The organism is Microcoleus sp. AR_TQ3_B6 (assembly GCF_036702785.1).
Taxonomy (GTDB): Bacteria; Cyanobacteriota; Cyanobacteriia; order Cyanobacteriales; family Microcoleaceae; genus Microcoleus.
Map to the genome: position 1 here is coordinate 1 of NZ_JAUBVJ010000110.1, position 22,835 is coordinate 22,835.

The window sequence follows — 22,835 nt, forward strand, 5'->3', positions numbered from 1 at the left end:
TTTGAATTACTTAGGATTTACCGGAAATCAGCAGATTAAGGATTATTGTTTGGGGTTTGATTGGATTGTAGACGACTACAACGCTGAAGAAGAAGAGTTTAAAAGACTCAACCAAGCGATCGAGGATGAAGCTGAAGAAACTGACAGACTAGCAGCAGAACGAGAGGCGATTGAAGCAGCAAAGCTAGCAGAAGAGCAAGATGCTAAAGATTGTCTATTCACTGCTCAAAGTTGGAGCCTGTAGTTAATTTGAGGGGGGCGCGCCTCCTTAAAACGCGCCAAAAAAGTCAAATTAACCAAAATAAAATCATGACAAAAGCACAAGAACGCCCTGCATTTTCAGTGTTTGGAGCAAAGCCTGCTAATGCTTTGCTGGTTCCTGAAATCCCGATGGCAGTCCGCAACAACTGCCAGATTGGCAAATGGTGCATCGGTGATACCGAGTACGGCTCCAAATGCTCAATGACTATTATCAAATTCTCCAAGTTCTTCGGAGACTTGGGTAAAACTTCTCAAGCTTTGTGGGGTCAGCTTTGGTTCATCGCGGAAAGTGGTGAACTTCCCCAAGGTGTAGTGATGGTGACTTACATCAAAACTCAGTCTCTTAACGATTTCAACCGCTTAATTATTTCGATTCAATCCAAGGGTATCGAGCCAGCTACAGGAATCTTCATCCCAACTTTTACCAAATATGTGGGCAACAACGGGCCCTACTACGCATTAACTTGGGAATGGGAAGAGCGGAAAGATTACACAACATTGGATCAAGCGGCCGCTGTACTGAATAATCCGCAAGTACGATCAAACCTGTACGACATGGAAGGAACTAGCAGAATGGTTTGCCTCGATCATTCTTCCAAAGAAGAAATCAAGGCTTTAACTCAAAATCGTCAAGCCTTGACCCCTGCTAATTAGCACTCAATTGCTCAGTAGCCGCAGGAGCATTAAAAGGGCGGAAAAAACTTACTCGCAAAAAACACCATGACCCCAAAAAATAAATACGGCGAAACACCCGAAGAACAAAAGGAAAACGATGCCATATTTGGCACCCAAGAAGAACTAGAAGCCCGAGAAGCCGAACGGCAGGAATACTTCAAGCAGATGCACGAAGAAGCAGCAGCTAAAGAAGCGGCAAAACAAGCAGCTTACGAAAAAGCAATGGCTGAGCCGATCGAAGATAGCTTGCGTCCCTTTTAATTAGCGTTTAGGCGGTTCGCTACCGCCATCAATTCCATGAAAACTATCACAATTCTTGAGCCTTTCTACGCAGATTATTTGATGAGCTGGTGCAATCGACAAACCTTAGAAAGTGAAGTATTTACTGGCCGCACAACTTGCCGGACTAAAAAATGGTGGGGGAAAGAGGCTGAATTCTATTTCAACAATTCTCATGTATTCGATCGCGAACCCATTGAAGCCGATGCTTACCTCGCATCATTGCGCGATCGGTTTGAGCCGGGAGCCGATTCAATCCTTCTCTATCGCTACGAGATTGGTGGCGAAATTGGTGAGCACTTGGACAAGCAGTGCTTTGAACCGCCAGTGACTCTGATTAATTTGGTCGATGATGTTGCCAACTTGTTCGGGCAGCGACCCACTACTCGCTTTCGTTGGGGTCGCCAAAATTACGAGTTAGAGCATGGGCAGGTAATAAGTTTCAACAGTCGGGTGCTGCACTCAGTACCCAAACTCAAATCTGCCCGTTATTCGTTGCAATTTCGGAGGATTGCACAATGACGGGATTTAAATTCATCTTTGATGATGACGATGACGAAGGCTTTGAATTAGTGGAAGAAGAAGCCGAAACTCCTACTAATTTAGAAGATGATGAAAAGGAAAAATCTTCCCAGATTACTGAAGAGGAAGTAATTTGGGAAACTGAAGAAGATTAATCAATTGCTCAGATCACCGGGAGCATTAAAAGGGGTGGCAAACTTACAATTAGTTAGGAGAAAATACAATGGTTTATGTACCGCGTGGCGATCGCCCAATTGGTCGAGATGAAGATCCAAAAGACGTGCATTCTACGGATTTGGTAGAAATTGAAGATTTTGAAACCTGCGATTCTTGTCAGGGGGAAGGATGCCAAGAATGCGAAGGAGAGGGATATTTCGATTTCTCTGAACCTGACGGAACCAACTAGCAGTTAGCGCATTAGCGGGAGTAGCGCCCCGCATAATTCCACTAAATTCCTATCAGGGATTGTCCTAGCTTTTATGGGCAATTAGGAGGCAAAATGTACGAAGGGACTTATCGAAAAATTTCAGAAAATGCTAGTTACCTAAAAAGGATTCATGAAAAAGGTAACATCGAAAATTTCGAGCTTTTTGATGAACCTTTTAAATTAGCGATAAAAATTCTCGATTGTGATTCAATGAGCGATCGAGAATGCGCTAAATACTTAGGCAAAAACATCGAAACAATTAAGCAAATTCGATCGGCACTAGGAATTTAGCAAACTGCTCAGTATCGCCAGGAGCAATAAAAGGGGCGATTACTCGTTACAACAGGAAAATCATCATGGCTAACAAAATAATTTTTTTTGATTTAGATGGAACTCTAAGAACCACTAAATCTGGCAAAACTTTCATCAATGAACCCGACGATCAACAACCGATCGAAGGTACACAGAAAGCTCTAAGCTACTACCAAGAAAAAGGCTTTTTACTGATTGGTATTACTAATCAAGGCGGTGTGGCAGCCGGACACAAAGTGTTGATTGATGCAGAAAAAGAGCAACAAATTACTCTAGAACTTTTTCCCGAACTGCTGTGCATTTATTTTTGCCCTGATTTTGATGGAAATCATTGCTGGCTCAAATCAAGAGAAAATCCGGCAATGCCCATACACATTAGCTGGGGAAGCCAATTCTGCAGACAATTTAGAAAGCCAGGGGCAGGAATGATAAAGGCAGGAATTCTTAATCATCACGGCAACGCAATCCCCAGTAACTGCTGGATGATTGGCGATAGACCTGAAGATGAGCAAGCTGCTGCTGCTGCAGGAATTAAATTCATCTGGGCTTCAGTAATGCACGCTAAATTCGCGGGCCCAGGTATGCGAGAAATTGAGTGCCAACACATTGAACCAAACATATTAATGGAGTTTCTGAATATCTAAAAACGCACCCGGTTGCGCTTTTGGGAGAGAAAAATTAGTTTTCTAAAGCTAGAAAGTTTCGATCGCACTTGATCGAAACTTTTTTTAGCCCGAACCGCGCCAGCTTAGTTGTCAACGCCTGGACTTGCGACAATATTCTCTCCAAGAAGCGCACCCGGTTGCGCTTTTCATTTGTCCAGTGAGGCGATGGACAAACCAAGCTTTATTCGATCGCGCTTTAATTTAAAAAAGCTGTTATAAAACTTCGACTTTATAATAAGAAGTAGCTTATACTGTAAGTGGTTTACAGTATAAGCTACATATATGCAAGTCTCGTTATACCAAGAAAGAATTATTGACTGGGTAAAAACCGGGAAAGGTCACGGCTGCTGCAATGCAGTAGCTGGAAGTGGAAAATCGACAACTCTTAGGCTTGCTGCGATCGCACTACAAGAAGCTGGCATCAAACCCTCACAAATCAAAATTTGCGTTTTTGGTAAAGCCAATTCTCTTGATTTGATTGCCAAATTTGGCAATGAGTGGAAAGAATCAATCAGCACTTTACACAGTGCAGGATGGACTTTGGTTAAAAAGCACTTATCAATTCAGAATTCTTACGATGTAGAAGTTTCAGGTAATAAGTACAAAAAAATTGCCGAAGGATTAGGTTTCATAGGAAAACGAGGAAATTATGGCTTGCTACAACTTAACGATGCAATTGAAAAAAATGAAGACTTTATACAATTAATAGATTTAGTACGCCTAACAAATTCTGAACCAGTACCAGAAATTGTCGAGAAAATTTGCAAGCATTTCGAGATGGCTGATATCTACGAATTTTCGATAGTCGCAGATGCGATCGCAGAATGTTTAAAAATCGGTGAAAATCTAGCTCGGAAGAAAACTGGATTTGATTTTACAGATCAAATCTGGCTACCCGTAAAATGGAAGCTAAACCAGCAGCGTTGGTTTAAACCCTATAAATTCGTACTTATTGACGAGTGCCAAGATTTAAATTCAGTACAGCTAGAACTAGCGATCAGCTTTACTGGCAATGACGGTCGCTTGCTATTCGTTGGCGATCCGCATCAAGCGATAATGGGCTTTGCTGGCGCGGACTGTAACAGCTATCAAAATATTCTCGATCGAACCAAAGCAATAGAACTGCCGCTCTCAATCTGTTACCGTTGCCCCAAGAGTCACATTGAGTTAGTCAAGAAAAATTTTCCAGAAATTCCCATGATTGCGAAAGCTAATGCAATTGAGGGAAAAATTGAAGCTATAACTGAGGCAGATTTATGGAGTGATAAGTCTTGTAGACTAGCCACCGGTGACATGGTGATCTGTCGAAAAACCGCCCCGCTGGTAAAGCTTTGCATCAGATTAATTGCTAGAGGAATTGCCGCCACAGTGAAAGGGAGAGCGATCGGGGAATTAATCAAACTCGATCTTCAGGAAATTGCTAAAATGCCGGGATTTCGGTACAGCCAATTCAATGATGCTGTAAGCGCTTACAGAACAGCAAAACAAGAGCGCTACGAAGGGCTGGAAAATGAAGAACAGTTGTGCGAAGTGCTCAAAGACAAGCTCGAAGCGTTAACAGAAATCTATAAATCACAACCTCAAGCAACCTGCATCGCGCATCTGGAAAGCTACATTGACAGTTTATTTAGTGACGAAAACTCACCCATCACTCTCTCAACGTGCCACCGTGCGAAGGGGTTGGAAGGCGATCGCATCTTCATCATTAGCCCCAATGATTTACCTATGGTGTGGCGCAATCAGGAGGGCTGGCAGTTGGAGCAGGAATATAACTTGCTCTACGTTGCCTTGACTCGCAGCAAATCAGAACTGTATGTAGTAGGTAAAGCAAGCTGGCTGCAGACAGAGGCGAAGGAAGAGGCAGAGACAGAGGCAGAGCCAAAACCGGAACCCGAACCAGAAACAAAAGAGAAAACTGTAAACCCTTTACAGCAACCCAACAATAAGGAGAAGCTGAAGAATTGGATTGAAGGTTTGCACGAAAAAGTACGCGCTGCTCTTCTCTCTCCAGAGTGGCAAAGCAAGAGCGATCGGGCGATCGCCGATTTTTGCGGTGTAAGCGCACCCACTGTTAGCAAGCACCGTAAGCACTTACAAGAAGAGGGGCTTTTGCCAGAAATTCAGGAGAGAGTTGGTAAGAGCGGTCGCAAACTCAAAACCGGGAACATTGGCACGAAAGCCAATCACAAAGAAAAAATCCTCAAAATTGCCAGTGAGCTAGATCAGAGTGAAATACTCGAAATTATTCAAGCCCTAGAAGCAATGCTTTGGTAAGCTTCCTTGGGCGAATAATCAGTGACCCGTCGCACCGTTTGCAATTGCTCCTAGCCACCTCAACCCCTCACACCGCTGCCGGGTTTATTCCACTTTTATCAAATCTGTAACCCTTATAGAAGCGGAAGATTTAGCTACAGGGCGATTTTGGACTAAATTTGAGTAATTTTACTCATCAGCAAGGAATTGTGCGATGATGCTACCAAACCCATTAGGCAAAAAACTTTTATGAGCCGAAACAACTCAGAAATTTTAGAACGTTCTCTTGTCCCAGAAGAAGGTCTTACCTTCCCAAGATATCCTCTCGCCCCAGAGGAGGATCTTATCTTCCCAAGATATCCTCTCGCTCCAGAGGAAGATTTTATTCTCCCTGGAGAAAACTTTCTCTTCCCAGAAAATTCTCTCCCCCCAGAAAGCTTTCTCCCCTCAGAAGGTTTTCTCGCATCAGCAGTTTCTCTCGATTCAGAATATTCTCTCCCCTTAGAATATTCTCTTCCCTCAGAATATTCTATCTTCCTTCAAGAAGCAAACTCAAGGGATTCTCTCACCTCAAGTAATCCCTCCCTTCAAGAAGCAAACTCAAGAGATTCTATTATCTCAAGTAATCCCTCCCTTCAAGAAAGAACAGCCTTTGATCCTCTTACTGGTATGGCGAACAACGCTATGTCCAATGGCATATTCAACGGCATGTTCAACGGCTACACGGTGAATGCTTTACGCCAGCCCCAACTGAGCATCAATCTTTCTACTAGTATACCGGGCCATGCGATGGTCACTACAACTGTCAAAGTTGAGTTAACTCCATTGGTTAAAATTCTTATTTACTTTAATCTTGTTGATTTCACCCTCCAATCTAACGTATGGGGAATAGATGGTCGTGGCTTGTTTGAAGGCGGAGCTGATGATTACTTATTCGGATTTTCTGGCCAGGAAATTACCGGCGATGGAACTTATAGTTTTAGTAGGACTGTTCCCCGGCGCTGGCTTGATGAAGACAACACATGGTTTCTTAACCGTCGCGATGAAATACAGGGTAGGTTTAACTTGGTAAGCTCCGACAATGCTTTCCCACTTAATCTAGAAGCTAGGACTAATACTATTACAGGATTGTTTTAGTAACTGGCAAAACTTAAGTAATGTAGAAAAAATATGATTTAACTATCAACTTTGTTTCAGACTACTACATTACTTAAGTCTGTTTTAGCTAAGTAATATCTTTTTGCCTTAGCAGTAACTTCCCCTACGCTACCATCGCAGTCAAACAGTAATTTAACGATTAGCTTTTCTCCAATCCCAGGGTCGCTGGAAATTGTGCGATCGCCACACGCCTAATTTATATTCGATCGCAGTCTTCTCTGCACTTTTCACAGCCTCCCAGTTAGGGCAATTTTTAGCATATTGATCGTATGCAAAAGCCATGCCTGTTGCGACCATGCGAGACTGTAACAGCCCTGATTTTGTCCACAATTCAGCAACCGATCGCCCATATTGATCGGTATCAACAATCTGCACCTTAACTTTGCCGCCAGCTTCATTGATTATCGAGCGCAGATAGTTTCTGGATTCTTGCCCCAGCGGCTGCTTGAGTTCCGGCGCATCTACACAAGCAAAGCGCACCTTGAGCACCTGCCCGTCGGACGATCGAACCCGCAGTGTATCGCCGTCGTAAACTGAATTTGCTACAACCTCATACTCTGACAAAGATGCTGTTGGATCTGGATCGGGTTCCCCGTTGGGAATTTGAATAGCTGCTGATTGATTTCCTGGAACCGATAAAAGCGTCTCGCGAGACGTTTTTGGTTGTAGACCATACCAGGTGAGCGCAACGATTGCGATTATTGGTAAAAAGTTGATAAATTTTTGAAAGTTCATATAATGCTGACTTTTTTAAGGTGTATGGATATTTTGACAGGCAACGGGCGAGCAATTGCTCGCAACGACTTTAGCAGTGATTGGAACTTAACTCCAAAGCTGGGGAAAATTGAAGCTACGGACGACTTTCTGATTAATGGACAACTCGGCGGAACTAATCGACAGGGTAAATGGGATTCTGTCGATCGAATCAGATTTAACCTGATGCAACCGCTAGCTTTGAATTTGAATCTCGATCCTCAAACAATTGCCGAGGTAGTACAGTTTGATTCTGCTGGCAATGCTTTAGTTTGGTTCGATCGAATATGGCTCAAGCCTGCAGCTTCAGCTTGCACCGGGTCGATATGGGCTGTCTCTGTTTGTTGAGGGCGATCGAATTAATTATTCGATGTCGGGTCAGTTTGCCTAACATCGATAACAATTTCTAAGTTAATCTGTCTATCCTTTTGACCCAGATTTTTAATCCTCCGAATCTTTCCAGAGACGGGGGATTTTATCTGTGTAATCTCTGCTAATTTCGACTCGATTTCCTGCTTTTGAGCAATCAGAGACGCGGCTTGATATTGTTGTCTTTGCATCTCGGTTTGCTGCCTGATTAAGTTGAGTGAGTGTTGATATTGCTGGTGTTGATAATCGGATCTGGCTTTGTCCAGGGCGGCGATCGCCTGATTCAATTCGAGAGCTAGTTTGGCTTTTGCTTCACTCACCTTAGCTCGCTCAGAGGCTTCGATTCTAATGCTGTCAGCAATTTTATTTATCTTTTCTGCCTCAAAAAGGTTCCTTAATTTCTCGTCTTTAAACCTAAAAAATGGGGCTGGGGTTGCGGGCAGTGAGGGCTTACTATCTATCAATTCCATTTCGCTTTTGATGCGCGCGATCGCAGCTTCCTGAATTGAGAAATTACCCGAAGGGAGTTCAGCAACTTGGCTGAGTGGTGTTGATAACTGTTTGATGGATATCTCGATCTGTTCTTTCTGAGCTTCGAGTGATTGTCTTTCCTCAGTGCGATCGCTGAGTACCTGCCCCTGTGTAACTTGGGAATTTTCAGCAACTTTTAAATCGGTCAGATTCACAACCTGAATGTTGACCCGATGGCGTTTAACTGACTTTGTGGTGGTTTCCTTCTTTAACTCCAATGTGGTTGGTGATGATTTCTGAAGTAATGGCGGTGATATCTGCCCCAATAGGGGGAAGCTTAAAAGTCCAGCACCGAAGATTGTGGCTAAAAATTCTCTCATGGTTTTGGGCTAAATATTTTGGCTTCAATTGACCCTGAAATTATCTGATCCTTAAGTAGTGCGATCGCTTTCTCCAAAGGACAGTAAGTAAATGTAAGGCTATCGCCTGTTAACTTGGCAACTGTAAACTGCTTAGAGTCTGTTCCAATTTTAACTAACTCTGGATCGTCAACGAGAACTTCACCGCTGATAAATACCGCTGCATTTGGAATCGGTACTATTGAAAATTCTTCTTCATCAAATTCGAGTGATTGCACAGACGATGATGCAAGTTTGCCGACTTCGACTATTAAGCGATCGCTGATGATGTTTTCGCCAGTTTTATAAATTTGTCCTTTCTGACTACTGACTATAAACTCGTTTCCATCGGCGGCAACGAGAAAGTATTTCCCATCTGCCCTGCTTGAGTCGGTGGCGAAAGTACCGGAAATTTCAGCCCAGACGTGGTTTGATGCTGAGTTTTGCTGGTATTTATCAACAGCGTTTACTCTTAATCCCAGAGTGTTGCCGACAAAAGCTGTGGGACCGCCGCTGCTGCTTAAATTGAGTGCGATCGCAAGTACCGCTATTGCAATCGCGAGTACCCAGTATTCCCCAGTTCCTCCTGTCTGGAGCCGTTTGTGGGGATTGCTGACACTAATACACCAGGCGGGATGCGGCCAAAATAACTGCACCCCTTGCTTGGTAAATACATCGCTAAAACAGCTTATTAAATGCCCTAATGGCAAACAAAGCCAAGTTTTCCAATCTGCGTAAAAGTAAAGCGGGCTAGCAAAAACTGCAATCGCCACTGTTGCAATCAACGAATGAGTAATCGAGCGATGTGGGTATCGATTCTCGATCCAATTAGAAATAGGGAATAGGATTTGTCCGATCGCCGATGTGCTCGTATCCAGATCGGGCAGTTGGCTGCCTGCGATCACCAGTGCTAGATGTATCGGATCGTTGGTGGTGAGAATTAATGAAATTCCAGCAGTTGAAATAATTGCATGAGTTAGAGCCATCATTTCACAGCTTCCCCCTGCTCAATAAATGTTCCTTCCTCTATTAGCTCTAGACCATATTCTGAGGGCTCATCTAAATCTAAATCTTTTACCTGACAGCAATCATAAAACTCAGCCTGATAGGTGCTGAGTTCATAAATATTAACCCATTGTTCGGGGGAAAGCTTGTGCGCTTCCGTAGCAAGAATCCCTTTAATCCTCATTGCCCTAACCTCTTTTTGGCACCTTCAACCCGTCCTAACTGCTTGGCTGCCATAGCCACAGTTAAGCTCACACCTCCGAAAATCTGCCAGTTTTTGTTCCCTGTTCCCATACCGATGTATCTAATGACCGCAAAGCTGAACAGTGCTGTCAGCAAAACTGGCATCATTACCAAATATTGGCGATGCTCCACTGGTTGGTTGATGCCGAGCTTTTCTTGGCGAACCACCTTGCGAGCCAACATGGGATTGCGACCAGCCAGCGGTTGTAGTTGGGAAAGTCGAGCTGCTGTTAGGTTGTAACCCATTTTTGCAGCTTCATCCTGCATTGCTTCGCGGATTGCCCGATCGCTTGGCAACTCTAATTCAACTTCGATCATCTCAATAAAGATATCGCGACCGGGGTTGTTGACAGCGAAGCAACAAACCCTGCAACCAGCTTCGATTAGATCCTCCAACCAAAATCTAATACCAGTGGTTAACCGTTTTGCCTCGGGCAGCAACAACAGCGCATCAGTGGGGATGTTGAGTGCGATTTCTTCTTTCAATTGCTCGAGGGTAAGTTGCTTCACCCTGCCTTTATCATCTTCAATCTCAGTCGCTATATCTAATTGTTTTGCTAGCTGTTGAAAGAACTTTTTCCCGCTCCCTTTATAAACAGCCACAGCGATTGAGAACTCTCCCGCTAATTCCAGAGCAATGCCCGCTGCTACATCTTCCAATCCAGTTCCCAGCTCTCCGGTGACGATGCAGCAATGACCGCTGCGGAGGATTTCACAAACTTTGGTTACTGTGGATTTTTCTGTTGCTTCTGCCGATGCAACTGCAACATTTACTGATGTCTCTCGTAAATTTTGTTCGCGATTCGATCCGCCAACTTTCCCACATTTAAATTAGCTGCATCAGCCGTTTTTCTAACGTCTTCTTGTAATTCAGGAGGCAGTCTTTCGTAATCTATTTTTGATGCTAAATTCAGCTTTACTAAATTTCTTAACTTAAGCCGATTAGCAGCCAACTCTGCCGCTTCCCAATATAAATCCTCTGCTTCCTGATCGGAAACTTCCTCGGTTATTACCTCATCCCCATTAATTGATAATTCTCCATTATCTACAGTTGCGATCGCAGTCTGTCCACCCAAGTAATCCCGCAATTTTTGCACTTGATCGGCATCTAGATATGCTCGCCCTTTATGCCTATGTGCTTTAATTCCTAATTCAGTGAGTACATCATAATATTGGTGTTTTCCGATACCTAGCTCTTTTTGTACAGTTTCCGGTGTTATCCAGTTGTTTTCCATAAATCTGAAAATTTTTTTTAAATGGACTGTGCATATTATATAAACTCGCCAGAAAAAAATCAATCACCTTTTCCGGGAAAAGCTTAAAAATTTCTGGAAACTCCCTCTCCGTATAGATCAGTGATTTCCCATAATTAAGAAAAAGTTTTTAGTAAGTTTTTATACTTAGCCAGATTTTTGTTGGCTTGCTCTTTTCCCACCGAGCACAGCAGCCGTGGACAGCCACTTCTGAAAAGCTGCATCACCCCCCAGCACTGCATCTGTGTCGGCCGGCTGTGGCAATCGCAATTTTTCTAACTCGAATTGGGGAATTTCTTTGATACGTGGCTTCAGATATTTCGCACACAGCTCTGCATATTCGATCGAACCGTCGCCTTTATTCCACCATTCCATAAGGCGAGGCGCGTAAGTTTTGCTGTTACTTTCCGCAATTATTCTAAATTTGCCTGAGACTGATGCAACGTTTCCACTAGGGTAAATACTGATTCTGTTTTGCTCAAAATCTTCGCTTACAGAGCAGATCCAGAATTCAATAGATAAAGGGTAATAGTGATATTCAGAGCGATATACACTAAATGTTGCTCCCTCTTCTAAATACCACTTACCCCTAAACTCAAACTCTTTAAGAGAGTGAGTTCTTACATAAAAGTAACTGCCGCTAGTTCTCCTACTATTTCGATCGCACTCTTGTGCGTAAGTTATTTTTATCATTTCATTTCATTGAAGGAAGAAGGAGAAGGAAAAGGGGGAAAACTCCCCCGTTACAATCAAAATCCTATTCTTTTGACAGATTCTTCGTTAATAATCTTTGCCAAAAATGCAATTTGATCATTGCTGAATTCGGAGAGGTTGCTGCTTATTGCGGTGATGTAATCGTTCAAAGTGTTCTGTTTTGCTGTCTCGAATTGTCTAGTTGCCAGCGGTGTCTCGTCAAAGATTTCCGGCTCGGCAATAGGCTGGGCAAGATTTTCAGATATGGGTGGTGCTGGAATTGTTGGCGACATTGTTGTTGGTATTGAGGGCACATCTACGACTGTGTGCGGATCATACCTTTCAGCTAGTGCTCGATCAGCATCCCGCATATCGGGCAAAACCGATCGACCATTACCCAAACCTACAGCGGCTGCAAGCTGTTTTTGCTCTGCTTGAGTGTTGCCAAATTCTGGGACTTCACTTTTAAGCAGGTGCTTTTTATTAACCGAGCTGTAGTGATTTTCGATCGTCGCAATGGTTCCACGCCCGCCGAATGCTTGCCTAAACAAGTCAAGCCGAGCACCGAAGTAGATAAAGGCGCAATCAAAATCGCTGCCTTTAACTGCGTTGCCTTCGTCATTTAAGAAGTTGATTCTACCTCTCCAGTGGCAAATAGCAGATGCGTATTTGTTAATCAGTTCACCAGTTCCAACATTGGAGATAGTGCCAGCTTTCAAAAGCATGATTGCAGCAGATACGCTGCCTCGCGCAATTTCCAGGCAACACCGCTCAACCCACGGGAATGGGTCAGAGAACGGTGGGTTGACAAAGACTGTTTTTTCCCAAATATTATGTTTGGCAAGTCCGTCATTCCATTTGAAATACCTCATAGTTGCCGGGATATTGCATCCCGAATCAGAACACGGATCGAGGTAAATTTTCCCGCCTAATGCTTGTTTTACTAAACTAACAATTGGTTGTTCTTTAGTCTCCGGCGTCTTCCAATTGTCAGAATCTTTGGGTGGTGCAGCCGATTTTAGCTGCTTTTTCTCATCCCGTACAGTTTCAAGGGCCCACTTCAGCCCGATCGCTGGCTGATTTTCCTCTGTCAAAAGCGCAACCAGTTTCGCTTTTGCTTCCACAATTTCCCAGTTTTTAGCAATCACCATGTAGTTTTGAGCCGATCGCTCTCCAATACCAGCTCGCTTTAGTTGATTCTGAAACTCCCCATGCTGGCATTTTTTCTTGAATTCTTGGAGATAAACACCAGTCAGCCGAGCTCTGTAAAGCTTTTCTAAGGCAAGCTCAAATTCCTTGCGCTCGATGCAGGAGATAAATTGATGTTGCTCTCCAGCCATTGAAATGAGTTCATTCTTCGTCAGCGCTCCGATGTTTGGCGGCAAGCTGACTGAGATACTCAACTCGCTTGAGTCCGATGGCAGCCACTCTCCAATCGAGGGCATTGCCCAAGGCTTCCCTTCGATCGCGGTTGTCTCCGTCACGGCTGGCGACTCCGATTTGTGGTCGCTCTGCAACTGCTGCGCCTGGACTTGCGCCAGTTCGAGCGCTGTTCTCTTCTCCTGTGGATTTGTCCACCCGGTCGGCAAATCGAACCCAGCTTCGAGGAATTCCGGGGCCGCCACTTCCCCATCCTGGATAAGCTGCAATTGATTTAATTGTGTTTCGAGTCTGCTCTTGCCAGGGGGTCGTGTTTCCCCAGTTGATGAGAGTGCTCCGGGCGATCGCAACAATAATGATTCGCTCTCGACTCCAGGGGCTGCCAAAGTGGGCGCTGGTAAGACACTGCCATTCTGCATCGAACCCGATCGAGGATAGGGAGTCGAGGATAAATCCGAAGTAACTTCCTGGTTTGTCGCCGGGGGAGTAAGGGCAACTAAGGAGTCCGGCAACGTTCTCAATGATTGCAAAGTCTGGCTGCAATTCTGCAATTGCTCTGAGCACGTCGGGGAAGCAGTTTCGGTGGTCGTCGGCTCCGCGTCTTTTTCCGTCATTGCTGAAGGGTTGGCAGGGAGGGGAAGCGGTGATAATTTTTGGTCGATCGGGGATGGCGATTTCGCTGGTAAAGTTGACAAGTTTGATATTGGCAAGTTGCTTTGTTCCAGGGAATCTGATTTTAAGGAGTCGTTGACAGTAACTGTCCCATTCACAGAAGATGTCGGGGCTTCTTCCCCACAATTTGATTCCGGCGTAGGGGAAGCCGGCCCCGATTCCTGAGCACAGGTCAAGCCATCCACCAATTGATTGCATGATTCCTCCGTTAGTTCACTTGCGTCATTCCCTGTCATTAATTCGTATGTTTCTCGTGCTGTAAAGACAGGTGGTAATTCTTGAGTTTTGTTAGTTTGAGCTTCCTTCCATTGATCGTAAGCAAACGCAAATTCTGTAACAGATTTGTAATCATCTGGGTCTGGCGGTTCGCTGTCCGACCACTCCAGCAGATTGAGCTGCCCGTCAGCTTCTGCTATGTGTTGTAATTCTCCAAAATCGTTAGGGTTCCAAGGTTGTAATTCATCACTTTTGGAAATAGCAGAAGCATCTCTATGAACAAGCAAAAGTTCAAAAAAACGCTTTCTTAAACCTAAGATTTGTGAGTCTTCTTCTGATTCTCCGCCATCATATTTACCGCTTTCAAGGTCAACTTTCCATTTCCACAAACCTTGTTTACCAGTGGCGGGAATTGGTTCGATCGCCCGAATGTTCTCAAGCTTGAACGCATAGCGACCGATTTTCCAATCCCCGCAGCGCAGTTCTGTTGGACATTGTTGGTTGATGAATTCCTCTGTCATAAGAATCACATCAGTTAGTTCGGCGATCGCAATTACTGAGGAATAAGGACAATCTTCATTCAACAAATCCTTAAAGGATGCTAGAACTTTGTCATGTTCCCGAAATTCTTGCTTGCCTTTGGGTTTACGCCCCGCATGGATTGCGATCAGACCGCGATAATTAGTCGGCCAATCACGAGTCTCATACTGCTTGTAACCCTTAGCAATTAATGAAGCCCAGGGCTGATGAAGAGTAATAGCAGTCAGTTCAAATGACTCGCTGGATAAATCGTCCCCTGCTGTATCTTCACTAATCCCCGGCGTCTCCAAAACTCGATCGCCTGTTGCACCTTCCAAGGCTCCGCCCTGAGCACAAACGATATTTCCCTCCAGTTCGTTGGCCGCTTTGCCGTTGTCACGAGAAACAGGATTTTTTGGTACAGCCATCGATCGTTTCGATTTGGAACTGCTAGGTGCAGACTTAGGCTGACGCTTGCGAGCTGATGCTTTTCCATTGTTCCCCTTAATTATCATGATTAATTTCTCCCCTGATTTCTCGGATGTCTGGTTGATTGGGACTGTGACAAATTCGCTCAAACTGCGCTTGTTCGTAACCCTCTAAATAAGATTCATCGTTGACTGTAGGCAGTTGATTTGCATAACCAGCTTGCATCCCGAAACATTCAAGCCAACCCATTATGTAAGCCTGATTGTGCGGATGTTGCGGATAAAGCCGATCGTCTGCATCACTGAACCCCCGATGCCAGTCGTCGTAGGTTAAATCTGGCTGCTTATCTGGGTGAATTTCCCATGATGTTGGATAGGTACTCACCACAACACCTCCTCCTCTACGGGATTGCACTGTGCACACTGACACTGCCCCATTACTGCTGCACTGGGTGAATGTCTAACTGCTTTTTCTACAGGCGGAGAATTGGCGGAAAGTTTATCCCGATAAGAATTTTGAAGTTCGTAGTAAGAGTTCTGAAATTCAAAGTCTCTCTGGCATTGATTTGCCAGTTCCTCGCAATGAGAAGCTATCCAGTTTTCTTCAAGAGTCGGTTTAATTGGAAGTTTCGGAATTGCTACCGATCGCGCATAACATCGGATTTCGTTCCGATCGTGTTCTTCAAAATTTTTCCAAAGAATTAAATTTCTCTCTCTCGTTGCTTCTGAGAGAGTTTGATTAGTCTTATAAGAGTTTGAAGAAGTCTGAATAGTCTGAGGCGCTGTGGAACCCTTACTGGGAGAAGGTTTTAGCGCTTCATTTTCCGCTTTTCCGAACTTCTGGTTCGCTTTTGCGAAATTCGAGTTCGTTTTTGCGGACTTAGAGTTCGCTTTTCCGAACTTTTTTTCCGGGATTCCGAACCGAGAATCCGGTAATTCGGACTGAATTTCTGGCTTAGTAGGCTTTCTTCCGGGCATACAGTAGTTGCTAATTTCAACGTCTGAATGCTTAAAGTCAAACCAGCCCATAGCCTCAAACTTAGCTATTGCAGCGTGATAGGCAGTTTTGCCGATGCCCGTTGCAAGTAAAATCTCGGCAACTTTGATTTTTGCGGGTCTATCTCCAAAGCGGTCAAGTTTGAGTAAGTAGAAAAAAAGCTTTGACTCGGTTTTGCTCAGCCCGTGTTTGATAATCTGGTCGGCAATGTCGTCTCTAATTTGAACGTAAAGCTCTTGCTGCTGGCTGCTTTCTTCCTCAATGATGTTTTTCACTTCCCCTCCATCAGATTCAAAGAAGAGGTATTGCTTTGAGGCAAATAGTAGATGGCAAAGTTTCCATAGCCAAAGTAACCAAACTTTAAGCAGGCATCTATTACTTGAGACTTGCTGTAATAGTCTGAAGCATTAGTATGTTCAAACAGTTCATCAATTGCATTCATTAAGCATCCGTGGCTTCCTCCAAATCTTGAAGAAAGTACCCAACAAGGAAAATCTGGGTCAAATTTGCTGGAGGCAGGTTCTTCAAATCTAGGGGTTACTTTTTTTCCTCGCATGGCTAATACCTCTTTGCTGAGTATTTGCCTTGCCCTGATTGAGTTTGGGGTGTTTGTACCCGTTTGCTCAATTTTTGCGGTACTGAGCGCTGCGAGATTCTTGTTGCTATTGCAACATCCTTTTTTGTCAGAGTCATGCTATAAGTAAATTAGGCTATCTAAAAAAATTTAAGCCATTACTGAAATAATACAGTAAAAATTCAGCAAATACTTAATTGGGATATTAAAATTCATGAAGTTTTGTGAAGCTCTAGATCGGAGTTTGGACGATTACGGAATTTCGGCAAAGTGGCTCTCTGAGCAGTCCGGCGTTAGTATGCAGATGATTAGCCAGTTTCGCCGGGGGAAGCAACGTGTATATTCAGATAGTCTTGAAGCGATGATCGGAGCATTGCCTTTAGAAGTTCGTCGCCATTTTTATAGTTTGATGAATGGCAATAACGATCGCATTCCGACAGTTTCTTCACTCACTGAGTCGGAACTTGCCGATCTTATGGATGAAATCGCTTCTGTTCTAAGGAAGCGTAGTAATGCGCGATCGCCCTTGGTGCGTATATAATTTTTTGTTTGGTTAGGGTGTGAAAATATGGAACAACAACCTTTAGTATCTGGTAAGACTTCTGTGGAAGAAATCTATAAGCTTATTCGTGAACTTCCTGCTGAAAAGCAATCGGAGCTGATTAATAAAATTCTTGAAGGCTCAGGTCTAGTAGTGATAATGGGTAACGGTTGCGTTACTAACAACACAATTAGTGTAGGTGGAAAGTGCGAGAAGTTAGCAGAGCAAATAGAAAAAATTGCTGCTGAATTACGCAACTTAAAGAGTAGTGTTCGTAATTAATATAGTATCCCCGCGTGCTGCAAACACCGGGGATGTGGTTAACTAGACTTTAGATTTTAGATTTTAGATTTTAGATTTTAGACTTTAGATTAAACCTTATAACTGCCACTGCCCTCTACAACTTTTAAAACTTTCCACGCTGCCTGATTCCGAATCTTCCCGCTTTTGACAAAGACGAAGCTGCCATGCTGAAATCGATCACCGTGCGGCTTAGTCCCAATGAGCGATCGAACTTCGGATGTGGACAACAGCCAACCGCTAGCGATCGCCCGTTCGAGTGCCGCATAGTGTTGCAGCGGGTCGCGCTGCTGCTGAAAATGTCGGGCGATCGCCTCCACGAGTTGCAGGGTTTCGTTAAAGTTGTCGGCGGTGGGTGTTCCGTTAACTGCTGACTCTTGACTAACGACTAATGACTGATTATTTGCCGGCTGAAAATCCTCTAGTTTACCGCCAGTTTTGAGGTGCGAGTCAAGCCGATCAAGCTCTTCTAACTCTTCACCAGAAATATAGGATCGAGTACCATCTTTCTCTGGTGTGATAAGCGCCGCGGTGAATCTAGCATAAAGTGCTGTACGCCCTACGTTGTAACGGCTTGGTAAATCTTTTACCGGGAACTTGTTAATCTCATTCATGGTTTTTAAGCTGTTCACTGAACATCCGGTGAACATATAGTAACCTGTTCAGTGAACGTCCGGCGAACAAGTTACGATATGTTCAGATTATTCAAAGCAGACCCAGTATCAAAGATCGAATAGACCTCTGATAAGCATCAGAGGGCTTTATTGCTTCAACTATGTAGCGACGGGCGTTGCTGGGGCGTCAGTCATTGAGTCTGTTAGATATTACACTTACAGCCACTCCTATAAAAATCTTGGTAGCTGTATCTTTTTAAAAAACTGGATTTTTGAGAAAATAATTAAAGCATATTATTCTTTATTTGCTTTCTCTTGCCTCTTTTATTGTTCCCCTTAAAAAGAATCACAAAAAATCAACCCAAGGGTTATTTTGGGTTGAAAGATAATAAGATATGCCGAATAGCAAATCCCCTTTTCTCGTTTCCAAGCAGTCAGAGCCTGAAAACGAGGGGAAAGTAAAATCTACTTTAGAGGCTTCGGAGCATGATTTGCCTAAGTTCAAGAGAGCGTTAGCTTAACATCTGTTTGTAGATCAAGTGGAACTCTAGTGCACTGTTGGATAATGATGCTCAAGAGTATTTAGTCCATCATTTTCCCACTCACGGGCAATTACAGTACCATCCGGAGCATGATAAACGTGCCAGCTCTCCAGTCCTCCTAAGACGTTAAAGAGCTGTTTTTCATCTAACTCGACCATTTGATTTTCGCGATTTTGATTTTCGCAATTTAGGTTGTGGATTTTAATTCTAGCCATTGAAAAATTTACTCCTAAATTAACTTGTTTCGGTTGAAATTAGACTTTAAATTGCCTTATCCCATTACCATATTCTGGTATTTGCTATATAGTATGTCAAGGATTTTATCACTAGATTAGAGACATAAATCTTACAATTGTGTCTTCGTTTTTCTTCAAATCAACAGTCTTTTTGAGTCAAATTATTTAATTTTGGCTAAGAAAATAATTTTTGCGGAAATAATTGAAGCAGTTTAGTCTTTTTGAACCCAGAGTGCTGAAGATACCTGGGCAGGGCAGTTTGGTTGATCGTCCCTCACAACCCAGTGCCTAGCTGAAAGTCCGCTCTCTACAGTCCTCTCGCAGTGAAAAGTGAGATCACCCTTTAATTCAGCTTGTCCAGTGATGCGCTGGACAAATCACTGGACAAATCCAAAAACGCAACCGGGTGCGCTTCTTAGAGAGAATATTATCGCAAGTCCAAGCGATGAAAACTAAACCGTTACTCCCGCGCTGGAAAGGAGTGAGCGTCGATCAATTTGTCCGAGCCGTCGTTAAATGGGAGAAAGAGCAACTGATAAAAGCGTCCTTTGAGACGTTTTTCGCTGTGTTCGATCGACAGTCGATCGCGAGCCGTCGGTTGCATCGAACAGATGAGAACTAAACGGATACTCCGGCGCTGGAAGGGGGTCTAGTCGATCGCACGATCGTCCTGCACTTCGCCCTCCCCCTTCCAGCACCTCCGTTTTGGTTCGATCGAAGCGCCAAAAGTTTATCTACTTACCCGACCGTCAATTGCAGCAAAGCAAAGTCTGTCTGCAGGTCCTCAAGGTTATCTGTGAGCGAGCTGCAATTGACTGCACCAGCAAATGCCGGTGTGCAGAAGGCAAAGTCTGTCTGCAAGCCCTAGAGCCTACTCGTGAGCGAGCTGCACACCTATTTTGTGGAGAAGAGGTACACAGAATCTGTCGCCGATCGCGTAGTCCAGGATCTGCTTCGTTTGTCGTGTCCGAGCGGCCGCAATCGGCTTCCCCGAAAGTTTTCTCGTGAGGGCGGCCGCTCCAACACTGTATCTGGGCAGGGAAAGTCTGTCGCCCCAGCCGCTCCGGCCCCGAGCGGCCGCTCCGAGCCTCCACTATTTAAATCAAGTTTTTGCAATCCTATTCGTCAGCACCAAAGTCTGAAAACTACAAGGTTACTGCGGCTTTTTTCGGGGGTCTGATCTGTTGTTCCGATCGCCCTTACACTTCGCCGTCCCCCGAAAAAAACCTCCGTGTTTTTTATCGATCGAAGTACACAAAGAGTATTCATAACCCGACCGTCTTTCGCAGACAGCAAAGTCCCTTCACAAGCCCTGAATATTACTCGTTGGCGAGCTGCGAAAGACTACATTTTCTAATAAGAACTATACAAATTCTTCGGCTTACCCAGCCGTTTTTGGCCGCATAAGCTCTAGCGTAGCAGATATCTCAAGGCAAATAAATCAAAAGTGCCTGTTTAAGTGGATGCTTCGCATTTTTTTTGTTGGCACTTTTGGCCTTGACATATCTGCTTTATCACGATCTTGGGCGGCCAAAAACTATATTTGGGGAAGAGGAATAAGAGAAAAAAAGGAGAGAAAGGGTATAACTTATTCTAATAATAAATAGCTTGTATTACGCGGTCTACCGCGTTATAATTGTATAAGGAAATGAGGAAAGGCGAGAGTTTTTACCGGGATAAAGACAGCAGCCGAGCAAGTTTCCATCAGCCAGCAAAGTTCCCGCATCCCGGAGCGGGGCTGAGCTTGGTTTCCTAGCCGCTCCAGCGGGGGAAGGGGTTTTTTCTCTCTTCGCTTGTTTGTTGTGCGTTACTTCCCCCCCTCCCCCACTTCCGCTTGTCAACAGTTAGTTAATTAGTTCTATGCGCCAGTCTTCTCCTAGTTCCGTTTTTGCCCCAGCCCCTGCTGCGGTTTCCACTCTGGCCTCTGCGGTTTCGGGCTTTCGTTTTGCCTTTGTTCGCCCCTCGCCTCGCTCTTTCTCCCGCTGGGTTTGTGTCTGCCTCTTCTCGTCTGCCTCGCTTGCCGACGGTTTTGCCTCTGCGGTTGCGTCGGGTCTGTCGCTGCCTTTTTGCCGGGTGCGTCGTGCGTTTGGCGGTTGGGGCGTGTCTGTGCCCGTGTTCGTGCGGCTTTTGCGTCGCCCTCGGTGTTCGGTGTTTCGTGTTTTGCCTGTCCGGGCTCCGCTGGCTGCGTCCTTGCCAGCTTTCGTGCGGTCTGCCCTGGTTTGCGCTTGTGCGGTTGGTTTTTCCGGCTCTCGTTCCTCTGTCCCGTCTGCTGTTTCCCTGGCTGCGGCCGCTGTAGCCCCTCCTTTCGGACCTCCGATTTTCGTCGGTTGCGCCGCGGGCGTTGACGCGGCTTTCCGGGCCTTGTTGCCTGGGGCTTCGGTGCTGCGGGCTGCGTCTTTTGGCTCCGGGCGGGGGGCGTTTGCGGCCCGGTCGGTTGCTGTTGTGTTGGCTGTTGTTTCTGCAGCGGGGTCGCGTGGGTTGTGGGTTTCGTTTCCGTCTGCTGCTTGTCCGGCTGGCTTGCTGCCGTCCGCCTCGTCGTCTCGCTGCTTCTGTGGCTCTGGGTCGGGTAGTTGGGCCTCGCTGGCTTTTGCTGTCGGTTCTGGGCTGCCTTGCTTGGTGTTTGGGTTTCCGCCCCCGGCTGCTTGGGGTTTTGCTCCGGTTGGGGGCGGTTGGTTCTTTCGGGGTGCTCCGGTGCAGCTTTCTCTCTTCTAGCTGCTAGCTGGCTTGGTTGGTGCCCTCGGTTTTTCACCGGGGGTTTTTTGTTGCCGCGGTCTTGTTTGCCGATCGTGCAGTCCTTGCTCTTTTCTCCGAGCCTCTGGCCGCTGTCGCTAGCGCGCCAGCGGTTGGCCTCGTGCCTCGGCCGGCCCGGCCCGCTGGCGCGGCCCGGGCAAATAAAAAAAGTTTTGATCGCACTCGATCAAAACTCTCTAGTTTTATAAAACTTATTTTTAATTGATTTCGGCTTCTCTGTATTGGATGAAAAGCTCGATTGCTTTGACAACTGCGGCCGATCTTGATTCACCTGGCTTTAATACTGCTAAAAATCTTTCTGCGATCGATTTAGGAACCTTGCTGTCAATCTTCACCTTAGGTTCTGAAGCAGGCTCAAACTGTCCAACCCAAGCTGCTTGCCCGTTTTTACTACCTTTAGGCGGTGCCATATTACTAATTACTAATTGTTGACAACAGAATCATAGCACAGGTATATCGCGGTAGACCGCGAAATCAATTGTAAAGAAATATTAAAATCAATTGTGTTACGCGGTAGACTGCGTTATTATAAAAGAGTCAAGAAAAAAGCAGCAAGCGCTAGTAACGCCCCTGCTTTCAACAATTAGTTAATTAGAGGCATTATATCATGATTCAATCTGAAGATTACATCTACAGCAAATCAGCAGTAGCTAGAATGCTGAATGTTGCCCAAAGCGCAGTAACTCGCCTCGAAAAATGGCCACTCAACCGCCCTTTTGATTGCTCAATCATTTTTGTTATTGTCAAGGGCAAACGTCCCCGTTTTTGGAAAAAGTTTGACTTTCTCTTTCATTTTGCCGACTGGAGACGCAGCCAATCTAAGGAGTTGGTAGTCGATCGTTTGATGCCTAATGTGTTCGCTGTCATCAATGAAAAGAAAAAGTCTAAGTATATCGCCACAATTAGACCTGACAGCATCACCTGCAACTGTGAAGATTACAAGAATCAAGTCAAATTTTTGGCAAAAGCTGGGGTTTGCAAGCACGGTTACGCAGTTCTTAAAAATTTGGGTATCTCCAAACTTTCTGAATACATCAAAGGCAACATTTACCAGCAAACATTAGATAATTACAAGAAGCAAAACGCCTTTAAGTTAACGGTGATGAGAACTGATGCTTATAGTTTTGCAGTTCAAGGTTCTAGCACTATTCATTACTGCGACCTGCATCCCAACATTATCAAATGCAGTTGCACGAAATACGACACGAAAAAGCCTAATTCGGAGCAATTCTGCACTCACGGTTATGCGGTTTTGAATTACTTAGGATTTACCGGAAATCAGCAGATTAAGGATTATTGTTTGGGGTTTGATTGGATTGTAGACGACT

The 22,835-nt window shown here is 44.8% G+C and carries 32 protein-coding genes; 16 read left to right on the forward strand and 16 right to left on the reverse strand.

Annotated elements, in window-relative coordinates:
• The 10 genes from QUB56_RS32410 to QUB56_RS32455 all read left to right on the forward strand — a co-directional run.
• Positions 1–244: hypothetical protein (locus QUB56_RS32410; RefSeq protein ID WP_332960459.1), on the forward strand; the 244-nt coding region annotated here is incomplete at its 5' end.
• A gap of 65 nt (positions 245–309) precedes the next feature.
• Positions 310–915: a hypothetical protein gene (locus tag QUB56_RS32415; protein ID WP_332960460.1), complete on the forward strand. Its 606-nt coding sequence runs from the start codon at positions 310–312 to the stop codon at positions 913–915.
• A gap of 66 nt (positions 916–981) precedes the next feature.
• Positions 982–1,197 (forward strand): hypothetical protein, encoded by a 216-nt coding sequence (locus QUB56_RS32420; RefSeq protein WP_332960461.1) that lies wholly within the window; start codon positions 982–984, stop codon positions 1,195–1,197.
• A gap of 36 nt (positions 1,198–1,233) precedes the next feature.
• Positions 1,234–1,737, forward strand: a complete 504-nt coding sequence (locus QUB56_RS32425) for a hypothetical protein (protein ID WP_332960462.1) — start codon at positions 1,234–1,236, stop codon at positions 1,735–1,737.
• Positions 1,734–1,892 carry a hypothetical protein gene (locus QUB56_RS32430; protein WP_332960463.1) on the forward strand — a complete coding sequence of 53 codons (159 nt, stop codon included), beginning with the start codon at positions 1,734–1,736 and terminating at the stop codon, positions 1,890–1,892. The genes QUB56_RS32425 and QUB56_RS32430 overlap by 4 nt, the downstream gene beginning before the upstream one ends.
• Positions 1,893–1,960: 68 nt before the next feature.
• On the forward strand, positions 1,961–2,143 hold the full coding sequence (locus QUB56_RS32435) for a hypothetical protein (RefSeq protein ID WP_332960464.1): 183 nt from the start codon (positions 1,961–1,963) through the stop codon (positions 2,141–2,143).
• Positions 2,144–2,236: 93 nt separating this feature from the next.
• Positions 2,237–2,455 carry a hypothetical protein gene (locus tag QUB56_RS32440; protein WP_332960465.1) on the forward strand — a complete coding sequence of 73 codons (219 nt, stop codon included), beginning with the start codon at positions 2,237–2,239 and terminating at the stop codon, positions 2,453–2,455.
• 65 nt (positions 2,456–2,520) lie between these two features.
• Entirely contained in the window at positions 2,521–3,120 is a 600-nt protein-coding gene (locus QUB56_RS32445) for an HAD-IIIA family hydrolase (RefSeq protein WP_332960466.1), read from the forward strand.
• Positions 3,121–3,423: 303 nt separating this feature from the next.
• Complete coding sequence (locus QUB56_RS32450; protein WP_332960467.1) at positions 3,424–5,415, forward strand: UvrD-helicase domain-containing protein; 1,992 nt, start codon at positions 3,424–3,426, stop codon at positions 5,413–5,415.
• Positions 5,416–5,643: 228 nt separating this feature from the next.
• Positions 5,644–6,531, forward strand: coding sequence for a hypothetical protein (locus QUB56_RS32455; RefSeq protein WP_332960468.1), 888 nt, complete (start codon positions 5,644–5,646; stop codon positions 6,529–6,531).
• A gap of 153 nt (positions 6,532–6,684) precedes the next feature.
• Here the strand turns inward: QUB56_RS32455 and QUB56_RS32460 are convergent, their stop codons facing one another.
• On the reverse strand, positions 6,685–7,287 hold the full coding sequence (locus tag QUB56_RS32460) for a thermonuclease family protein (RefSeq protein WP_332960469.1): 603 nt from the start codon (positions 7,285–7,287) through the stop codon (positions 6,685–6,687).
• Between the two features lie 3 nt (positions 7,288–7,290).
• Here QUB56_RS32460 and QUB56_RS32465 point away from each other — a divergent pair, with 3 nt between their 5' ends.
• Positions 7,291–7,653 (forward strand): hypothetical protein, encoded by a 363-nt coding sequence (locus QUB56_RS32465; protein ID WP_332960470.1) that lies wholly within the window; start codon positions 7,291–7,293, stop codon positions 7,651–7,653.
• Between the two features lie 11 nt (positions 7,654–7,664).
• Here QUB56_RS32465 and QUB56_RS32470 read toward each other — a convergent pair whose 3' ends face one another.
• From QUB56_RS32470 to QUB56_RS37495, 8 genes are all read right to left on the reverse strand, one after another.
• Positions 7,665–8,525, reverse strand: coding sequence for a hypothetical protein (locus QUB56_RS32470; RefSeq protein ID WP_332960471.1), 861 nt, complete (start codon positions 8,523–8,525; stop codon positions 7,665–7,667).
• Positions 8,522–9,532 carry a metal-dependent hydrolase gene (locus QUB56_RS32475; RefSeq protein ID WP_332960472.1) on the reverse strand — a complete coding sequence of 337 codons (1,011 nt, stop codon included), beginning with the start codon at positions 9,530–9,532 and terminating at the stop codon, positions 8,522–8,524. The genes QUB56_RS32470 and QUB56_RS32475 overlap by 4 nt, the downstream gene beginning before the upstream one ends.
• Complete coding sequence (locus QUB56_RS32480; protein WP_332960473.1) at positions 9,529–9,732, reverse strand: hypothetical protein; 204 nt, start codon at positions 9,730–9,732, stop codon at positions 9,529–9,531. Before QUB56_RS32480 ends, QUB56_RS32475 begins: the two co-directional genes overlap by 4 nt.
• Complete coding sequence (locus QUB56_RS32485; RefSeq protein ID WP_332960474.1) at positions 9,729–10,451, reverse strand: hypothetical protein; 723 nt, start codon at positions 10,449–10,451, stop codon at positions 9,729–9,731. Before QUB56_RS32485 ends, QUB56_RS32480 begins: the two co-directional genes overlap by 4 nt.
• 110 nt (positions 10,452–10,561) lie before the next feature.
• Entirely contained in the window at positions 10,562–11,026 is a 465-nt protein-coding gene (locus QUB56_RS32490) for a hypothetical protein (protein WP_332960475.1), read from the reverse strand.
• A 165-nt stretch (positions 11,027–11,191) separates the two neighbouring features.
• A complete protein-coding gene (locus QUB56_RS32495; RefSeq protein WP_332960476.1) occupies positions 11,192–11,737 on the reverse strand; it encodes a hypothetical protein in 546 nt (181 codons plus the stop codon).
• A gap of 56 nt (positions 11,738–11,793) precedes the next feature.
• A complete protein-coding gene (locus QUB56_RS37490) occupies positions 11,794–13,182 on the reverse strand; it encodes a DNA N-6-adenine-methyltransferase (RefSeq protein ID WP_445243426.1) in 1,389 nt (462 codons plus the stop codon).
• Complete coding sequence (locus QUB56_RS37495) at positions 13,088–13,987, reverse strand: DNA cytosine methyltransferase (protein ID WP_445243424.1); 900 nt, start codon at positions 13,985–13,987, stop codon at positions 13,088–13,090. The genes QUB56_RS37490 and QUB56_RS37495 overlap by 95 nt, the downstream gene beginning before the upstream one ends.
• 340 nt (positions 13,988–14,327) lie before the next feature.
• Between QUB56_RS37495 and QUB56_RS37500 the strand changes: the two genes are divergently transcribed.
• A complete protein-coding gene (locus tag QUB56_RS37500) occupies positions 14,328–14,450 on the forward strand; it encodes a hypothetical protein (RefSeq protein ID WP_445243425.1) in 123 nt (40 codons plus the stop codon).
• A 578-nt stretch (positions 14,451–15,028) separates the two neighbouring features.
• On the opposite strand, the gene QUB56_RS32505 is transcribed toward QUB56_RS37500, so the two are convergent.
• From QUB56_RS32505 to QUB56_RS32515, 3 genes are read right to left on the reverse strand one after another with little or no spacing between them, the layout of a single operon-like run.
• Positions 15,029–15,337: a hypothetical protein gene (locus QUB56_RS32505; protein ID WP_332960478.1), complete on the reverse strand. Its 309-nt coding sequence runs from the start codon at positions 15,335–15,337 to the stop codon at positions 15,029–15,031.
• Entirely contained in the window at positions 15,334–16,224 is an 891-nt protein-coding gene (locus tag QUB56_RS32510; RefSeq protein ID WP_332960479.1) for a hypothetical protein, read from the reverse strand. Before QUB56_RS32510 ends, QUB56_RS32505 begins: the two co-directional genes overlap by 4 nt.
• Complete coding sequence (locus QUB56_RS32515) at positions 16,221–16,505, reverse strand: hypothetical protein (protein ID WP_332960480.1); 285 nt, start codon at positions 16,503–16,505, stop codon at positions 16,221–16,223. The genes QUB56_RS32510 and QUB56_RS32515 overlap by 4 nt, the downstream gene beginning before the upstream one ends.
• Positions 16,506–16,737: 232 nt before the next feature.
• Between QUB56_RS32515 and QUB56_RS32520 the strand changes: the two genes are divergently transcribed.
• Positions 16,738–17,064 carry a hypothetical protein gene (locus tag QUB56_RS32520; RefSeq protein ID WP_332960481.1) on the forward strand — a complete coding sequence of 109 codons (327 nt, stop codon included), beginning with the start codon at positions 16,738–16,740 and terminating at the stop codon, positions 17,062–17,064.
• A 27-nt stretch (positions 17,065–17,091) separates the two neighbouring features.
• Positions 17,092–17,346: a hypothetical protein gene (locus QUB56_RS32525; protein ID WP_332960482.1), complete on the forward strand. Its 255-nt coding sequence runs from the start codon at positions 17,092–17,094 to the stop codon at positions 17,344–17,346.
• Positions 17,347–17,435: 89 nt separating this feature from the next.
• Here QUB56_RS32525 and QUB56_RS32530 read toward each other — a convergent pair whose 3' ends face one another.
• From QUB56_RS32530 to QUB56_RS32540, 3 genes are all read right to left on the reverse strand, one after another.
• Positions 17,436–17,978, reverse strand: coding sequence for a hypothetical protein (locus QUB56_RS32530; protein ID WP_332960483.1), 543 nt, complete (start codon positions 17,976–17,978; stop codon positions 17,436–17,438).
• A 547-nt stretch (positions 17,979–18,525) separates the two neighbouring features.
• Positions 18,526–18,735, reverse strand: a complete 210-nt coding sequence (locus QUB56_RS32535) for a hypothetical protein (RefSeq protein WP_332960484.1) — start codon at positions 18,733–18,735, stop codon at positions 18,526–18,528.
• A gap of 481 nt (positions 18,736–19,216) precedes the next feature.
• Positions 19,217–19,360, reverse strand: coding sequence for a hypothetical protein (locus QUB56_RS32540; protein WP_332960485.1), 144 nt, complete (start codon positions 19,358–19,360; stop codon positions 19,217–19,219).
• A 1,256-nt stretch (positions 19,361–20,616) separates the two neighbouring features.
• Between QUB56_RS32540 and QUB56_RS32545 the strand changes: the two genes are divergently transcribed.
• Positions 20,617–21,468 (forward strand): hypothetical protein, encoded by an 852-nt coding sequence (locus QUB56_RS32545; RefSeq protein ID WP_332960486.1) that lies wholly within the window; start codon positions 20,617–20,619, stop codon positions 21,466–21,468.
• Between the two features lie 236 nt (positions 21,469–21,704).
• On the opposite strand, the gene QUB56_RS32550 is transcribed toward QUB56_RS32545, so the two are convergent.
• Complete coding sequence (locus tag QUB56_RS32550; RefSeq protein WP_332960487.1) at positions 21,705–21,917, reverse strand: hypothetical protein; 213 nt, start codon at positions 21,915–21,917, stop codon at positions 21,705–21,707.
• Between the two features lie 197 nt (positions 21,918–22,114).
• Here QUB56_RS32550 and QUB56_RS32555 point away from each other — a divergent pair.
• Positions 22,115–22,835, forward strand: a 721-nt coding sequence (locus tag QUB56_RS32555) for a hypothetical protein (protein ID WP_332960488.1), incomplete at its 3' end; no start/stop codon positions are given.

Bases quoted from the DNA above. Each gene is read 5' to 3' on its own strand.
- QUB56_RS32415 (WP_332960460.1), top strand. From the start codon at position 310: ATGACAAAAGCACAAGAACGCCCTGCATTTTCAGTGTTTGGAGCAAAG.
- QUB56_RS32420 (WP_332960461.1), top strand. From the start codon at position 982: ATGACCCCAAAAAATAAATACGGCGAAACACCCGAAGAACAAAAGGAA.
- QUB56_RS32425 (WP_332960462.1), top strand. From the start codon at position 1,234: ATGAAAACTATCACAATTCTTGAGCCTTTCTACGCAGATTATTTGATG.
- QUB56_RS32430 (WP_332960463.1), top strand. From the start codon at position 1,734: ATGACGGGATTTAAATTCATCTTTGATGATGACGATGACGAAGGCTTT.
- QUB56_RS32435 (WP_332960464.1), top strand. From the start codon at position 1,961: ATGGTTTATGTACCGCGTGGCGATCGCCCAATTGGTCGAGATGAAGAT.
- QUB56_RS32440 (WP_332960465.1), top strand. From the start codon at position 2,237: ATGTACGAAGGGACTTATCGAAAAATTTCAGAAAATGCTAGTTACCTA.
- QUB56_RS32445 (WP_332960466.1), top strand. From the start codon at position 2,521: ATGGCTAACAAAATAATTTTTTTTGATTTAGATGGAACTCTAAGAACC.
- QUB56_RS32450 (WP_332960467.1), top strand. From the start codon at position 3,424: ATGCAAGTCTCGTTATACCAAGAAAGAATTATTGACTGGGTAAAAACC.
- QUB56_RS32455 (WP_332960468.1), top strand. From the start codon at position 5,644: ATGAGCCGAAACAACTCAGAAATTTTAGAACGTTCTCTTGTCCCAGAA.
- QUB56_RS32460 (WP_332960469.1), bottom strand. From the start codon at position 7,287: ATGAACTTTCAAAAATTTATCAACTTTTTACCAATAATCGCAATCGTT.
- QUB56_RS32465 (WP_332960470.1), top strand. From the start codon at position 7,291: ATGCTGACTTTTTTAAGGTGTATGGATATTTTGACAGGCAACGGGCGA.
- QUB56_RS32470 (WP_332960471.1), bottom strand. From the start codon at position 8,525: ATGAGAGAATTTTTAGCCACAATCTTCGGTGCTGGACTTTTAAGCTTC.
- QUB56_RS32475 (WP_332960472.1), bottom strand. From the start codon at position 9,532: ATGATGGCTCTAACTCATGCAATTATTTCAACTGCTGGAATTTCATTA.
- QUB56_RS32480 (WP_332960473.1), bottom strand. From the start codon at position 9,732: ATGAGGATTAAAGGGATTCTTGCTACGGAAGCGCACAAGCTTTCCCCC.
- QUB56_RS32490 (WP_332960475.1), bottom strand. From the start codon at position 11,026: ATGGAAAACAACTGGATAACACCGGAAACTGTACAAAAAGAGCTAGGT.
- QUB56_RS32495 (WP_332960476.1), bottom strand. From the start codon at position 11,737: ATGATAAAAATAACTTACGCACAAGAGTGCGATCGAAATAGTAGGAGA.
- QUB56_RS37490 (WP_445243426.1), bottom strand. From the start codon at position 13,182: ATGCCCTCGATTGGAGAGTGGCTGCCATCGGACTCAAGCGAGTTGAGT.
- QUB56_RS37495 (WP_445243424.1), bottom strand. From the start codon at position 13,987: ATGCAATCAATTGGTGGATGGCTTGACCTGTGCTCAGGAATCGGGGCC.
- QUB56_RS32515 (WP_332960480.1), bottom strand. From the start codon at position 16,505: ATGCGAGGAAAAAAAGTAACCCCTAGATTTGAAGAACCTGCCTCCAGC.
- QUB56_RS32520 (WP_332960481.1), top strand. From the start codon at position 16,738: ATGAAGTTTTGTGAAGCTCTAGATCGGAGTTTGGACGATTACGGAATT.
- QUB56_RS32525 (WP_332960482.1), top strand. From the start codon at position 17,092: ATGGAACAACAACCTTTAGTATCTGGTAAGACTTCTGTGGAAGAAATC.
- QUB56_RS32530 (WP_332960483.1), bottom strand. From the start codon at position 17,978: ATGAATGAGATTAACAAGTTCCCGGTAAAAGATTTACCAAGCCGTTAC.
- QUB56_RS32535 (WP_332960484.1), bottom strand. From the start codon at position 18,735: ATGGCTAGAATTAAAATCCACAACCTAAATTGCGAAAATCAAAATCGC.
- QUB56_RS32540 (WP_332960485.1), bottom strand. From the start codon at position 19,360: ATGCAACCGACGGCTCGCGATCGACTGTCGATCGAACACAGCGAAAAA.
- QUB56_RS32545 (WP_332960486.1), top strand. From the start codon at position 20,617: ATGCGCCAGTCTTCTCCTAGTTCCGTTTTTGCCCCAGCCCCTGCTGCG.
- QUB56_RS32550 (WP_332960487.1), bottom strand. From the start codon at position 21,917: ATGGCACCGCCTAAAGGTAGTAAAAACGGGCAAGCAGCTTGGGTTGGA.